This is a genomic window from Microbispora sp. H11081 (genome assembly GCF_012999535.1).
In the GTDB taxonomy this organism is placed as follows: domain Bacteria; phylum Actinomycetota; class Actinomycetes; order Streptosporangiales; family Streptosporangiaceae; genus Microbispora.
Map to the genome: position 1 here is coordinate 172,286 of NZ_JABBWV010000003.1, position 13,878 is coordinate 186,163.

The following is a 13,878-nucleotide window of genomic DNA, read 5'->3' on the forward strand; positions in this document are numbered from 1 at the left end:
TCGGCTCCTGCGGGTAGAAATTGGTGACGTGACGAGCTTCGACGAGCCGCTCAAGAAGGTGGTCGGCAGGTCGGCCGCCCCGCTGGAGAGCGCGCTGGGCATCAGCACGGTCGGTGAACTGCTGCGCCACTACCCGCGGCGGTACGCGCAGCGCGGCGAGCTGACGCCCATCGCGTCGCTGGAGCACGACGAGCACGTGACCGTGGTGGCGAAGGTGTCGTCGGTGGTGCGCAGGCCGATGAAGAACCGGCAGGGCACCTGGCTCGACATCGAGGTGACCGACGGCAAGGAGAGGCTGCACCTGGCCTTCTTCGGCAAGGGCGCCTACGTCGCCGAGCAGCGGCTCACGCCCGGCACCGAGGCGATGTTCTCCGGCAAGGTCGGCGTCTTCGCCGGGGGGAGGACCAGGCGCGTGTCCCTCACCCATCCCGAGTACGAGTCGTTCGACGAGACGGAGGAGACGGCCGAGGAGTTCGCCTCCGCGCTCGTGCCCATCTATCCCTCGGGCCAGGGCCTGCCGAGCTGGAAGATCCGCAGGGCCGTGCGCACGGTGCTCGACGTGCTCAGCCTGGACGATCCGGTGCCCGCCGAGATACGGGAGCGGCTGGGGCTGCTGCCGATCGAGGAGGCGCTGCGGCGCGTCCACCGGCCCCGCAGCCAGGCGGACGTCGCCCGGTCGCACGACCGGCTGAAGTTCGACGAGGCGTTCGTCCTGCAGGCCGTCCTGGTGCGGCGGCGCATGGCGGCCTCCGCCTTGCTCGCCAGGGCCCGTCCCGGGCGCGGCGACGGGCTGCTGCGCGAGTTCGACGGGCGGCTGCCGTTCCAGCTCACCGAGGGACAGCGGCAGGTCGGCGAGGAGATCGCCGCGGACCTCGCCCGCGAGCATCCCATGCACCGGCTCCTGCAGGGCGAGGTCGGCGCGGGCAAGACGGTGGTCGCGCTGCGCGCGATGCTCCAGGTGGTGGACTCCGGCGGGCAGGCCGTGCTGCTCGCGCCCACCGAGGTGCTCGCCCAGCAGCACCACCGGTCGATCGTGAGCATGCTGGGCGATCTCGCGACCGGCGGCATGTTCGGCGGGACGGCGGTCGCGCTGCTCACCGGGTCGATGGGGGCCGCCGCGCGGCGGGCCGCGCTGCTCGACGCGGCCTCCGGCGCGGCCGGGATCGTGATCGGCACCCACGCCGTGCTGCAGGAGCACGTCCAGTTCGCCGATCTCGGGCTGGTGGTCGTCGACGAGCAGCACAGGTTCGGCGTCGAGCAGCGCGACGCACTGCGCGAGAAGGGCGGCGGCGGCCGTCCGCACGTGCTGGTCATGACGGCGACGCCGATCCCGCGCACGGTGGCGATGACGGTGTTCGGCGACCTGGAGGTGTCCACGCTGTCCCAGCTCCCCTCCGGCCGGGCCCCGATCACCACTCACGTCGTGCCCGCCGCGGAGAAGCCCCACTTCCTCGACCGCGCCTGGCAGCGGGTCCGTGAGGAGGTCGGCCTGGGCCGTCAGGCGTACGTGGTGTGCCCACGCATCGGCGACCAGGAGGGCGACGAGGGCGACCTGGCGAAGGACGACGACGAGCGCAGGCCGCCCCTGGCGGTGCTCGACGTCGCGCGGACGCTCGCGGAGGGGCCGCTGGCCGGCCTGCGGGTGGAGGTGCTGCACGGCAAGCTCCCCCCGGAGGACAAGGACGCGGTGATGCGCGCCTTCGCCCGGGGCGAGATCGACGTCATGGTCGCGACCACGGTCATCGAGGTCGGCGTCGACGTCCGCAACGCGTCGGTGATGGTCATCATGGACGCCGACCGCTTCGGCGTCTCCCAGCTCCACCAGTTGCGCGGCCGGGTCGGCCGGGGCGGCCTGCCGGGACTGTGCCTGCTCGTGAGCGAGGCGCAGGAGGGCACCCAGGCGCGCCGCAGGCTCGACGCGGTGGCGGCGACCCTCGACGGCTTCGAGCTGTCCCGTGTCGACCTGGAGCAGCGCAGGGAGGGCGACGTGCTCGGCGCGGCCCAGTCGGGGCGCAGGTCGTCGCTCAAGCTGCTGCAGTTGCTGCGCGACGAGGACGTGATCGAGACGGCCCGGTCCGAGGCGGTCTCCCTGCTGGCCGCCGATCCGGGGTTGTCGGCCCACGCGGCGCTGCGGGCGGAGATCGACACCCTGGTCGCCGACGAGCGCGCCGAGTTCCTCGAGAAAGCGTGACCGCCGGCGTGTGTTCCGGGGAAATTGAAACGGGCGCCGTGTGAACACGACGCCCGTTAAGGACCCTGGGCCCAGCCTTGGGACGGCCTCCCCCCGAATGCCGTCCCTGGCCGGGCCCACCCCTCGGGTCAGGTGCCGAGGGCGCCGGCGTGCGGAAGGGCTCACGACCACGCCGGCCGACCTTCACTGGGTCACCGTGAAGGCCGCAGAACTCATGATGCTCATGTGACGGGGGGCCGGATACGGCTCTTACCCATTCGTCGACGCTGCTTGCCCACTCTTGACCTGGTCGATCTTTTCGTCCCTTTCGCGCGCCGTGCGGGGCGGGGTGCCGGGGGCGGGACAATGATGAGGTGACGCGGGTGATCGCAGGGACGGCGGGGGGACGCAGGCTCGCCGTGCCGCCGGGGAGATCGACCAGGCCGACGAGCGACCGCACCCGTGAGGGGCTGTTCGCCACCGTGGGCTCCACACTCGGCCCGCTCGACGGGCTCAGGGTCCTCGACCTGTACGCCGGGTCTGGCGCCGTCGGGCTTGAGGCGCTGAGCAGAGGGGCCGGCCACGCGCTTCTGGTCGAGTCGGATGCCAGGGCCGCCCGCACGATCAGGGAGAACATCGCGTCGCTCGGGCTGCCGGGGGCGTCCCTGCGGGCGGAGAAGGCCGAGCGGGTGGTGGGCCGGCCGTGCGAGGAGCCGTACGACTTCGTCTTCGCCGATCCGCCCTACGCCGTCTCAGACGAGGCGGTCTCGCGGCTGCTGACGGCGCTGCGCGACAACGGCTGGCTGGCGGAGGGCGCGCTCGTCGCCGTGGAGCGGGAGTCGAGGGGTAAGGACCTGGTGTGGCCGGAGGGCTTCACGGAAGACAGGGTCCGTCGGTACGGCGAAGCGGCCGTTTGGTACGGTCGCCCGGCCAGGAACCCGTAAATCATGGGGGTGCGCCTTGCGTCGCGTCGTCTGCCCGGGATCGTTCGATCCAGTGACCAACGGACATCTGGACATCATCGGCCGGACATCACGGCTGTATGACGAGGTGGTCGTGGCGGTGCTCATCAACATCGAGAAGCACAGCCTCTTCACCGTCGACGAGCGCATCGAGATGCTCCAGGCGGTCACGAAGGAGTACGGCAACATCCGGGTGGAGAAGTTCCACGGCCTGCTGGTCGACTTCTGCAGGCAGCAGGGCATCCCGGCCATCGTGAAGGGCCTGCGCGCGGTCAGCGACTTCGACTACGAGCTGCAGATGGCGCAGCTCAACTACCGGATGTCGGGCGTCGAGACGCTGTTCATGTCGACCAACCCGGAATACTCGTTCCTGTCGTCGAGCAGGCTCAAGGAGATCGCGCGCTACGGCGGCGACGTCTCGGGCCTGGTCCCGGACCTCGTCCACCAGCTGCTCGTGGAGCGGCTCAGAGGCTGAACGAGGGCTGGTATTCTTGCCTTTCGGCCTTGCACGACGGCGGTGATTCGCCATGCCTAATGAGAGCAGGATGAGTCTGCACACCCTCGATCCCCGAGCCCCATGGGTGATCTCCACCCACGACCTGGGGCGTCGACCGGGATCGATGCGCACGCTCAGCCCGGCCCTCCCGGCACCGGCGGACCTCGCGGTCGGAATGATCGGCGTTCCCAAGGACGCCGACGTCGAGCTGGACATCCGGCTCGAAGCGGTGATGGAGGGCGTGCTCGTGACGGGCACGGCGCGGGCTCCCCTGACGGGGGAGTGCTCGCGCTGCCTGGACCCGTTGACCTCGGAGATCGAGGTCGACTTCCAGGAGCTCTACTTCTACTCGGCGGAGGACGCCGGAGAGGACGATCTGCTCCTCGACGGCGAACTGCTCGATCTCGAGCCGGTTTTCCGTGACGCGGTGGTGCTCGCACTGCCGCTGAGCCCGGTGTGCGGTGAGGACTGCCCCGGTCTCTGTGCGGAGTGCGGGATCAGGCTGGCGGACGCCGGCCCGGACCACCGGCACGACGTGGTCGACGCCCGCTGGGCGGCGCTGCAGGGTTTGGTTGTGGAACAGGAAGACGATCAGGAGGGTTGACGTGGCCGTCCCCAAGCGGAAGATGTCGCGGAGCAACACCCGCGCCCGCAGGTCCCAGTGGAAGGCGGCGGCGGTCGCACTCGTGAGCTGCCCGCAGTGCCGCTCGCCCAAGCGCCCGCACGTGGCGTGCCCGACCTGCGGCACCTACAACCGCCGTCAGGTCGTCGAGCCGTCGGCCTGATCGCGCGTTAGGCGGACATCGGGACGCCGGCCGGATCGTCAAGGCGAGCCGGTCGGCGTTACGGTGCTTCACAGGAACGTGCGGTGGCGGTTGGACGGTACGCACCAACATGCACGCCCGCGGTCGTGGTGGACGCCGGGGCCATCGGCTCCCGGCGGACCGGCGTCCACCACGCCTTCGGGCCTTCGGCCGATCCACCTGCCTCCCGTGCGCCCCTGCTCGCACAGAGGAGTTGGGAGGATTTCATGGCCGCGCCGTCTGTCAGGCCCGTCCCGGTCGAGGTCGCCAGGGACGAGCTCTACCAGGTGCTGGACGTCACGCTCAGCACCGGCATCCTGGAGCGGGCGCTGACGCACCGCTCATACGCGTACGAGAACGGCGGGCTGCCGACGAACGAGCGCCTGGAGTTCCTGGGCGACTCGGTGCTGGGTCTCGTGGTGACGGACACGTTGTTCCGCAACCATCCGGACCTGCCGGAGGGCCAGCTCGCCAAGCTGCGCGCCGCAGTGGTCAACATGCGGGCGCTCGCGGACGTCGCCAGGACGCTCGACCTCGGCAAATACCTGCGGCTCGGCCGCGGTGAAGAGGGCACGGGCGGGCGGGACAAGTCGTCGATCCTGGCCGACACGCTCGAGGCCCTGATCGGCACCGTGTACGTCGACAAGGGCCTCGACGAGGCGTTCCGCGTCGTCCACCTGCTGTTCGACCCCCTCATCACGCGGTCGGCGTCGCTCGGCGCCGGGCTCGACTGGAAGACGTCCCTGCAGGAGCTCACCGCCGCCGAGATGCTCGGCGTGCCCGAGTATCACGTGGACGAGAGCGGCCCTGACCACGCCAAGTCGTTCTCCGCCGTGGTGCGCGTGGGCGGCAAGGAGTACGGCAAGGGCTCGGGGCGCAGCAAGAAGGAGGCCGAGCAGCAGGCGGCCGAGGCGGCCTGGACCGCGATCCGCGCGCTGCGCGACGCCCGCGAGGGCGCCGGCCCCGTACGCGCCTGAGACCGGGAGGCGGCTCGTGCCCGAACTGCCCGAGGTCGAGGTCGTCCGCGCGGGGCTCCAGAACTGGGTGGCCGGCCGGACCGTGGCCGCGGCCGAGGTCCTGCACCCCCGGGCGGTCCGCCGCAACGTGGGCGACCTGTCCGCCCAGCTCAAGGACCGCACCCTGGCGTCGGCGGAGCGGCGCGGCAAATACCTGTGGCTGCCCCTGCTGGACGGCGGGCGGGAGGCTGGGGAGGCCCTGATCGCCCATCTGGGCATGAGCGGCCAGCTTCTCGTCGTCGACCCGATGTCGCCGGTCGAGAAGCACCTGCGGGTGCGCCTGGGCTTCACCGACGGCGGCCTGGAGTTACGGTTCGTCGACCAGCGGACCTTCGGCCACCTCCTGGTGGCGCCCATGACCGCCGGGAAGGGCCGGTCGGTGCCCGAGCCGATCGCGCACATCGCCGCCGACCCGCTGGAGGACGCCTTCGACGACGCGGAGTTCGCCGTACGGCTGCGGCTGCGCCGTACGGGGATCAAGCGGGCGCTGCTCGACCAGTCGCTGATCAGCGGGGTCGGCAACATCTACGCGGACGAGGCGCTGTGGCGGGCCCGCCTGCACTGGGCGAGGCCGACGGAGACGCTGACCCGGCCGAAGATCGCCGAGCTGCTCGCGGCGGTCCGCGCGGTGATGACCGAGGCGCTCGGGCAGGGCGGCACCTCATTCGACAGCCTGTACGTCAACGTCAACGGGGAAAGCGGCTACTTCGACCGTTCACTCGCGGTGTACGGCAGGCGGGACGAGCCCTGCCGCCGCTGCGGGACGCCGATCCGGCGGGAGGCGTTCATGAACCGGTCCTCCTACAGTTGCCCGAAGTGCCAGCCCCGCCCGGGGAACGCCCGCCCCTAGCCGTCCCGTACGGGCGGGACGCGGCAGCGAGGACCCCCGCCCGAGGCGGCCGGAGCCGATCTGGATACTTGTAGGCGTGGTTCGGTTGACGGCATGGGTCAGGGGACGGGTGCAGGGCGTGGGCTTCCGGTGGTGGACCCGGGCCCGCGCGCTGGAGCTCGGACTCGTCGGGTGGGCCTCGAACCTGGCCGACGGAAGGGTCGAGGTCGTCGCCGAGGGCCCCAAGGAGTCGTGCGAGCGGCTGCTGGCGTTGTTACGCACCGGTGACACGCCCGGCCGAGTCGAGGGGGTGGTCGAGCGCTGGAGCGAAGCGAAACGAAGTATTGCCGGGTTTGTCGAGAGGTAGGGCTTCCCTCAAACCCCTCAAATCCGGTATATTTATCCGGCGAGAGTGTCCACCGGCGGGTCATCGCGGGGCGTTCGACTTGACCGTCTCCATTGCCGGTGCGACTCTTAAGAGGAACCACGCGCACCCCTCCCGCGGCTCGAAGTGCGCGAACCAGTCTGGTCACTCAGCGTGGAGGACCCTTTACTATGGCGAAGGCTCTACTCGGCCACGTCGGCGGTCCTGACCCTCGAATGATCTCGGAAATGCGCCGCCTCCAGCAGCGCGTCCGCGACCTCGAGGCAGAACTCACCCGGCTCCAGGCCCAGAACGACGCGCTTGCGGCGCAAACTCGTGATGAGGCCCTGGTCCGGCTGCAGGATCGCGAGCCGGCTCTCACCTGAGTCCGGCAGGAACGGGAAAAGGATTGTAGGGACGCCCCGCAAAGGCGTCCCTTGCCATTTCCGCCGTCGTTCCCCTGTGATGGTCCGGCCGCCGGCCGATCGTGAGACCGGCGAACCACCCCGCCCGCTTAGCGGGCAGTTATGCCGGGTGCCCGGCCGCCGAGAGCTGTAGTCTTTCCCCCCGAACGCCGGGCGGCACCGAGGGGGGCGGACGTGTACCTGAAGACGCTCACCTTACGCGGCTTCAAATCCTTCGCCTCCGCCACGACCCTCCGCTTCGAGCCGGGCATCACCGCCGTCGTGGGCCCCAACGGCTCGGGCAAGTCGAACGTCGTCGACGCACTCGCCTGGGTGATGGGCGAGCACAGCGCCAAGTCGCTGCGCGGCGGCAAGATGGAGGACGTCATCTTCGCGGGCACCTCCAGCCGCCCGCCGCTCGGCCGGGCCGAGGTCACCCTGACGATCGACAACAGCGACGGCGCGCTCCCGATCGACTACACCGAGGTCACGATCAGCCGGCTGATGTTCCGGTCGGGCCAGAGCGAGTACGCCATCAACGGCGACACCTGCCGCCTGCTCGACATCCAGGAGCTGCTCTCCGACTCGGGCATCGGCAGGGAGATGCACGTCATCGTCGGCCAGGGCCAGCTCGACCAGGTGCTGCACGCGGGGCCCGAGGAGCGCAGGGCCTTCATCGAGGAGGCCGCGGGCGTACTCAAACACCGCAAGCGCAAGGAGAAGGCGCTCCGCAAGCTCGACGCGATGCAGGCCAACCTGACGCGCGTCCAGGACCTCGTGGCGGAGCTGCGCCGCCAGCTCAAACCGCTGGGCCGCCAGGCCGAGATCGCCCGCAAGGCGGCCGTCATCCAGGCCGACCTGCGCGACGCGCGGCTGCGCCTGCTCGCCGACGACGTGATCACCCTCCGCGACACCCTGCAGCGGGAGGAGGCCGACGAGGCGGCCGTACAGGCGCGGCGCGCCCAGGTGGAGGCCGAGCTGGCCGAAGGCCAGCGGCGGGAGGGGGAGCTGGAGGCGGCGGAGAACGAGGCCCAGCCGCGCCTCAAGGCCGCCCAGGAGACCTTCTACCGTCTTTCGGCCCTGCGGGAGCGGCTGCGAGGCGTGGAGAGCCTCGCGGCGGAACGGCGGCGGCACGCCGCCGACGCCGCGTCCGTCGAGCGGCGCGGGCGCGACCCGGAGGACCTCGAACGCGAGGCCGCCGAGGTGCGTGAGCAGGAGCGGGTGCTGGCGGAGGAGCTGGACGAGGCGCGCGAGCGGCTCGCGGCCGCCGTCGAGATCCGCGCAGAGGCCGAGGAGAAGCTGGCCGCCGAGGAGCGGCGCCTGGCCGCCGCCGCCCGTGCCGCGGCCGACCGCCGCGAGGCCCTCGCCAGGCTGCGCGGTCAGGTCGAGTCGGCCAGGAGCAGGGCCAGGGCAGCCGGGGACGAGATCGGCAGGCTCACCAAGGCCGTGGAGGACGCCACCAGGCGCGCGGAGCAGGCCAGGGACGAGCTCGAAGCGCAGGAGCTGGACGAGTCGCCGGCGGACCCCGGGCTCGCGGCCGAACTGGAGGCGGCGCAGGAGGGCGTCGACCTCGCCCGCGCGGCGGTGGAGGAGGCCAGGGCCGTGGCCGAGCAGGCCGAGGCCGTCGTGGAGCGCGCGCGGGCCGAGCTGGCCGCGCCCAGGGACGCGCTGGCCGCCGCCAAGGCCGCCGTGGGCACGGCCCGCGCCGCCGACGCCGAGTCGCAGCGCGCTGTCGCCGCGCTCCAGGCGCGGTGCGAGGCCCTGGAGATGAGCCTCGCCGGGGGAGCGGACGGAGCCGCCGCGCTGCTCGGCGCCGGTCTTCCCGGGATGCTCGGCCCGATCGCCACGCTGCTGGCCGTACGCCCCGGGGCGGAGGCGGCCGTCGCGGCCGTCCTGGCGGTCGACGGCGTGGCCGTCGCTTCGCTCACGGCCGCCGTCGCCGCCGTCGAGCACCTGCGCGAGGCCGACGCGGGCCGCGCCGCCCTGCTGATCGCCGGCGACAGGATCGGCGACGGCGGGAGGCCGGAGGCGCCCGTCGCGGGCGCGGAATGGGCCGCCGACCTGGTGACCGTGCCCGACGACCTGCGCCCCGCCGTGGAGGCGCTGCTGTCCGGTGTCGTCGTGGTGCCCGACCTGCTCACCGCGCGCAAGGTCGTGGACGCCCACCCGGAGCTGCGGGCCGTCACCACGGCCGGCGATCTGCTCGGCGCCCACGCGGCGCACGGCGGCTCCGGCGGGGGCGTCTCGCTGCTGCGGATGCGTACGGCCCTGGACGAGGCCGCGGCCGATCTCGCCACCGCCAGGGCGGGGGCGGAACAGCACGCGGAGGCGCTGGCCGAGGCGGTGGCCGCCGAGCGGGAGTGCCAGCTCGCGCTGGAGGAGGCGCAGGCGCGGGTCACCGAGGCGCAGAGCGGCGTCAGCGTCGCCCAGGGCGGCGTCAACGCCGCGCAGAACGGGCTGAACGCGGCCCAGGCCGGGCTCGACCGCCTGCGCGGCAGGCAGCGGGAGGCCGACCAGCGGGCCGCGGCGGCGGCCAAGCAGCTCGCCCGGCTGGAGGCCGCCGTCAAGGCCGCGCAGGACGAGGCGGCCAGGCTCGGCCGGTCCGTGCTCGACGCCCAGGAGTCGCGTGACCAGGCGCAGGCCGCGGTCGTGGAGCTGGAGGAGCAGCTCGCCGAGGCCGAGTACGCCGCCGAGCTGGAGGCGGAGCCGACCACGGACCTCCGGGACGAGCTCGCCGCCGCCTGCGGCGTCACCCGGCAGGCCGAGATGGAGGCCCGGCTGACCGTGCGTACGGCGGAGGAGCGGGAGCGGGGAATCGCGGGCCGCGCCGACGCCCTGCTGCGCGCGGCGCAGCGTGAGCGGCAGGACCGCGCCAGGGCCGCGGCCGACCGGGAGCGCCGCCGCAGGCAGGCGGAGATCGCCGCCGCGGTGGCCGAAGGAGCGCGCGCCGCCCTGGGCGCGCTGGAGGGCTCGCTTTCGCGGGCCGCCGAGGAGCGCGACGAGGCCGAGCGGGCGCGTGGGCAGATCGACGCCGAGCTCAAGCAGGTGCGCCTGCGCGTACGGGAGCTCGGCTCCGAGCTGGACGCCCTGGTCAACCGGGTTCACGGCAGCGAGATGGCCAGGACGGAACGCCGGCTGCGACTGGAGCAGATGGAGCAGCGGGCCCTGGACGAGTACGGCATCGAGTTCGAACCGCTCATCGCCGAGTACGGGCCGGGCGTGCCGGTGCCTGGCGACCCGCCGGTGCCGTACGTCCGTGCGGAGCAGGAGAAGCGGGCCAGGGCGGCCGAACGGCAGATGACCCAGCTCGGCAAGGTCAACCCGCTGGCGCTGGAGGAGTTCGCCGCGCTGGAGGAGCGGCACGCCTTCCTCACCTCCCAGCTCGAAGACCTCAAGAAGACCCGGCGCGATCTGCTGCTCGTGGTCAAGGAGGTCGACGACCGGGTCGAGCAGGTCTTCGCGGCGGCGTACGAGGACGTGGCGCGCGAGTTCGAGGGGATCTTCCAGCGGGTCTTCCCCGGCGGGGAGGGCCGCCTGCTGCTGACCGACCCGGAGGACATGCTGACGACCGGCGTCGAGGTCGAGGCCAGGCCGCCCGGCAAGAAGGTCAAGCGCCTGTCGCTGCTGTCCGGCGGCGAGCGGTCGCTGACGGCGGTCGCGTTCCTCATCTCGATCTTCAAGGCGCGCCCGTCGCCCTTCTACGTCATGGACGAGGTGGAGGCGGCTCTCGACGACACCAACACCCAGCGGCTGCTCACGCTGTTCGAGGAACTGCGACAAGCCTCACAGCTCATCGTGATCACCCACCAGAAGCGCACGATGGAGATCGCCGATGCGTTGTACGGCGTGTCGATGCGCGGCGACGGCGTCACCCAGGTCGTCAGCCAGCGGCTCCGCGAGAAGGTCTAGGCTCCCGGTTTCTCTGGGGGCGCTTGTCTCCGCCCTGGCCTGACCGGGGGCGCGCGCTCCATCGAGCCATGCCCTGGCAGGAGTAATGCGGGTGATCTGGGAAACTGCATGGTGTGGACGGTTACATCGGCATCATCGTGATCGTGGCCCTCGTCGCCATCCTGGCGGTGGGCGGCCTCTGGCTGTTGTTCCGGCCGAAGGCGAAGGACCTGCCGCCCGCGCCGCCGGCCCCGCCCGAGCCCAGGGCTCCCGTGACCGAGGAACCGGCGAAGACGGGGCTCGGTGAGGAAGACGGCGGCACGACGACCACACTGCCGCCGCCCGCCCCTCCGATCGAGGAGCTCATCAAGGCTCCCGAGATCGAGGTCCCGCCGCCCTCGGCCGGCCGCATGGTGCGGCTGCGCAGCAGGCTCGCCCGTTCGCAGAACGTCCTCGGTCGCGGCCTGCTCGAACTGCTGTCCCGTGACCGCCTCGACGACGACGTCTGGGACGAAATCGAGGAGACCCTGATCACCGCCGACGTCGGCGTCGCCCCGACGAGGGCGATGGTGGAGGAACTGCGGACGAAGGTGAAGGTGCTGGGCACCCGCACCCCGGACGAGGTGCGCAGGCTGCTCAGGGAGGAACTGCTCACGCAGATCGCTCCCGACCTCGACCGGACGCTGCACACCAAACCGCACGGCGAGCGGCCTGCGGTCGTGCTCGTCGTGGGCGTCAACGGCACCGGCAAGACCACGACCTCGGGCAAGCTCGCCCGCGTCCTGGTCGGGGACGGCGGGAAGGTCGTCCTGGGCGCCGCCGACACCTTCCGCGCGGCGGCCACGGACCAGTTGCAGACGTGGGGCGACCGGGTCGGTGCGGGCGTGGTGCGCGGCCCGGAGGGCGGCGATCCGGCGTCCGTGGCGTTCGACGCCGTCGCCAAGGGCATCGAGGAGAAGGCCGACACCGTGATCATCGACACGGCGGGCCGTCTCCACACGAAGACCGGTCTCATGGATGAGCTCGGCAAGGTGAAGCGGGTCATCGAGAAGAAGGCGGCCGTGGACGAGGTGCTCCTCGTCCTCGACGCGACCACGGGGCAGAACGGCATGCGTCAGGCGCAGGTCTTCGCCGAGGTGGTCAACATCACGGGCATCGCGCTGACCAAGCTGGACGGCACGGCCAAGGGCGGCATCGTGATCTCGGTCCAGCGCGAGCTGGGCGTGCCCGTGAAGCTGGTGGGCCTCGGTGAAGGGCCGGACGACCTCGCGCCGTTCGACCCCGAGGTCTTCGTCGACGCCCTCCTCGGCGACTAACCCCCCCAACTCCACCGTGATCTTGCATTTTGTTGCATAGATGGGCCATGAGCAGCCCGTACGACCGGCGTGATCTTGCACTTTGTCGCACGGGCCTGCTCTGACCTGCGGGTTCTCCTACCGTGATCTTGCACGGGTGACGCCCTCGGCCGTCATGGCCTGGGTGGACGGAGTTCGCGATCTTGCGGTAATGCGACTGGTGTCGAATGGGTGCCGGTCGGCAGGTGCATGATCACGAGCCATGTCCGTACAGGTCACGGGCTGGAAAGCGCCTTCATTGCATGATCAATTTCGGTAGCGGTCCAGGTCGGCGAGTGTCTCTGCGACAAACTGCAAGATCACGGTCCGTGGAAGTGCAGGTCGCGCGGCATCCCTGCGACAAACTGCAAGATCACGGCGAGTGGAGGAAGGTGTGGAGGTCGTGGAGGTGGGGGGTGATGTCGATGCCCTGTTCGGACAGCCACTGGGGGTCTCCGTAGGTGTCGCGGTAGCGTTCCGCGCCGTCGCAGATCAGCGTGACCACGCTGCCGCGCTCGCCTCGCTCCCGCATCTCCCCGATGATCTGCACCGCCGCCGCGATGTTGGTGCCGGTGGAGCCGCCGACCTCCCGGCGGGTGACCTCCCTGACCCAGTGCGTCGCCGCGATCGACAGGGCGTCCGGGACCCGCACCATCCGGTCGATGACCGTCGGCAGGAACGACGGCTCGACCCGCGGCCTGCCGATGCCCTCGATCCGCGACCCGGCTCCGTCGTGCTCCTCACCGGAGACCCAGGACGGGTAGAACGCGGAGCCCTCGGGATCGGCCACGCACAGCCTGGTCTGGTGCCGACGGTAGCGGATGTAGCGGCCGATCGTCGCTGAGGTGCCGCCGGTGCCCGCGCCGACCACGATCCACGTGGGCTCCGGGTGCCGTTCGAGGGCCATCTGCTGGAAGATGCTCTCGGCGATGTTGTTGTTGCCCCGCCAGTCCGTCGCCCGTTCCGCGTAGGTGAACTGGTCCATGTAGTGCCCGCCGGTCTCGGCGGCGAGCCGGTGTGACTCTTCGTAGATCGCCTTCGGGTCGTCCACCAGGTGGCACTTGCCGCCGTAGAACTCGATGATCTCCCGCTTCTCCGGTGACGTGCCCGCCGGCATGACCGCGATGAACGGCAGGCCGAGCAGGCGGGCGAAGTACGCCTCGCTCACGGCGGTGGATCCGCTGGACGCCTCGATGATCGTGGTGGTGGGTCCGATCCAGCCGTTGGCCAGGCCGTACAGGAAGAGGGAGCGGGCGAGCCGGTGCTTCAGTGAACCGGTGGGGTGCACCGACTCGTCTTTCAGATAGAGGTCGACACCCCAGTGCGAGGGGAGCGGGAAGGCATGCAGATGAGTGTCGCAGCTTCGGTTGGCGTCGGCCTCGACGGCCTGGATGGCGTCGGCCACCCAGGCCCTCATGACCGGATCATGCCGATCCAGGTGATTCATGCCGTAACTCTGGCATGTCGTCCGGCATGAACACCAAGGGCCCCACTAGACCGACAGACAGTGAGAAGCGCCACATTTTACTTTCGATCGAGGTCCCAGTGTTACTCTAATGAGACTTGTTCGGCTTGCGCGTGACTTTGGCCGCGCGGGCCTGGTTCTGAAGCG

The 13,878-nt window shown here is 71.2% G+C and carries 12 protein-coding genes; 11 read left to right on the forward strand and 1 reads right to left on the reverse strand.

The window, feature by feature from the left end:
- The first annotated feature begins 28 nt into the window (after window positions 1-28).
- The 11 genes from recG (at window position 29) to ftsY (ending at window position 12,248) form a co-directional block, all read left to right on the forward strand.
- Window positions 29-2,191 (forward strand): ATP-dependent DNA helicase RecG, encoded by a 2,163-nt coding sequence (gene recG / locus HHX31_RS10335; protein ID WP_169947591.1) that lies wholly within the window; start codon window positions 29-31, stop codon window positions 2,189-2,191.
- A 353-nt stretch (window positions 2,192-2,544) separates the two neighbouring features.
- Window positions 2,545-3,114, forward strand: a complete 570-nt coding sequence (gene rsmD / locus HHX31_RS10340) for a 16S rRNA (guanine(966)-N(2))-methyltransferase RsmD (RefSeq protein ID WP_169947593.1) — start codon at window positions 2,545-2,547, stop codon at window positions 3,112-3,114.
- Between the two features lie 16 nt (window positions 3,115-3,130).
- A complete protein-coding gene (gene coaD / locus HHX31_RS10345; RefSeq protein ID WP_139580059.1) occupies window positions 3,131-3,607 on the forward strand; it encodes a pantetheine-phosphate adenylyltransferase in 477 nt (158 codons plus the stop codon).
- 70 nt (window positions 3,608-3,677) lie between these two features.
- Entirely contained in the window at window positions 3,678-4,232 is a 555-nt protein-coding gene (locus HHX31_RS10350; RefSeq protein WP_169947595.1) for a DUF177 domain-containing protein, read from the forward strand.
- A 1-nt stretch (window position 4,233) separates the two neighbouring features.
- Complete coding sequence (rpmF, locus tag HHX31_RS10355; protein WP_030506036.1) at window positions 4,234-4,413, forward strand: 50S ribosomal protein L32; 180 nt, start codon at window positions 4,234-4,236, stop codon at window positions 4,411-4,413.
- 245 nt (window positions 4,414-4,658) lie between these two features.
- Window positions 4,659-5,408 carry a ribonuclease III gene (gene rnc / locus HHX31_RS10360; protein WP_169947597.1) on the forward strand — a complete coding sequence of 250 codons (750 nt, stop codon included), beginning with the start codon at window positions 4,659-4,661 and terminating at the stop codon, window positions 5,406-5,408.
- A gap of 16 nt (window positions 5,409-5,424) precedes the next feature.
- Window positions 5,425-6,297: a bifunctional DNA-formamidopyrimidine glycosylase/DNA-(apurinic or apyrimidinic site) lyase gene (gene mutM, locus HHX31_RS10365; RefSeq protein ID WP_169947599.1), complete on the forward strand. Its 873-nt coding sequence runs from the start codon at window positions 5,425-5,427 to the stop codon at window positions 6,295-6,297.
- A 76-nt stretch (window positions 6,298-6,373) separates the two neighbouring features.
- Window positions 6,374-6,643, forward strand: coding sequence for an acylphosphatase (locus HHX31_RS10370; protein WP_169947601.1), 270 nt, complete (start codon window positions 6,374-6,376; stop codon window positions 6,641-6,643).
- A 188-nt stretch (window positions 6,644-6,831) separates the two neighbouring features.
- The gene (locus HHX31_RS10375) at window positions 6,832-7,026 is read left to right on the forward strand and encodes a hypothetical protein (RefSeq protein WP_076436969.1); all 195 of its coding nucleotides are present in this window, start codon (window positions 6,832-6,834) and stop codon (window positions 7,024-7,026) included.
- Between the two features lie 213 nt (window positions 7,027-7,239).
- Window positions 7,240-10,953 carry an AAA family ATPase gene (locus HHX31_RS10380; RefSeq protein WP_169947603.1) on the forward strand — a complete coding sequence of 1,238 codons (3,714 nt, stop codon included), beginning with the start codon at window positions 7,240-7,242 and terminating at the stop codon, window positions 10,951-10,953.
- 113 nt (window positions 10,954-11,066) lie between these two features.
- Window positions 11,067-12,248, forward strand: coding sequence for a signal recognition particle-docking protein FtsY (gene ftsY / locus HHX31_RS10385; RefSeq protein WP_169947605.1), 1,182 nt, complete (start codon window positions 11,067-11,069; stop codon window positions 12,246-12,248).
- A gap of 391 nt (window positions 12,249-12,639) precedes the next feature.
- Here ftsY and HHX31_RS10390 read toward each other — a convergent pair whose 3' ends face one another.
- On the reverse strand, window positions 12,640-13,683 hold the full coding sequence (locus tag HHX31_RS10390) for a PLP-dependent cysteine synthase family protein (RefSeq protein WP_249345860.1): 1,044 nt from the start codon (window positions 13,681-13,683) through the stop codon (window positions 12,640-12,642).
- Window positions 13,684-13,878: the final 195 nt, after the last annotated feature.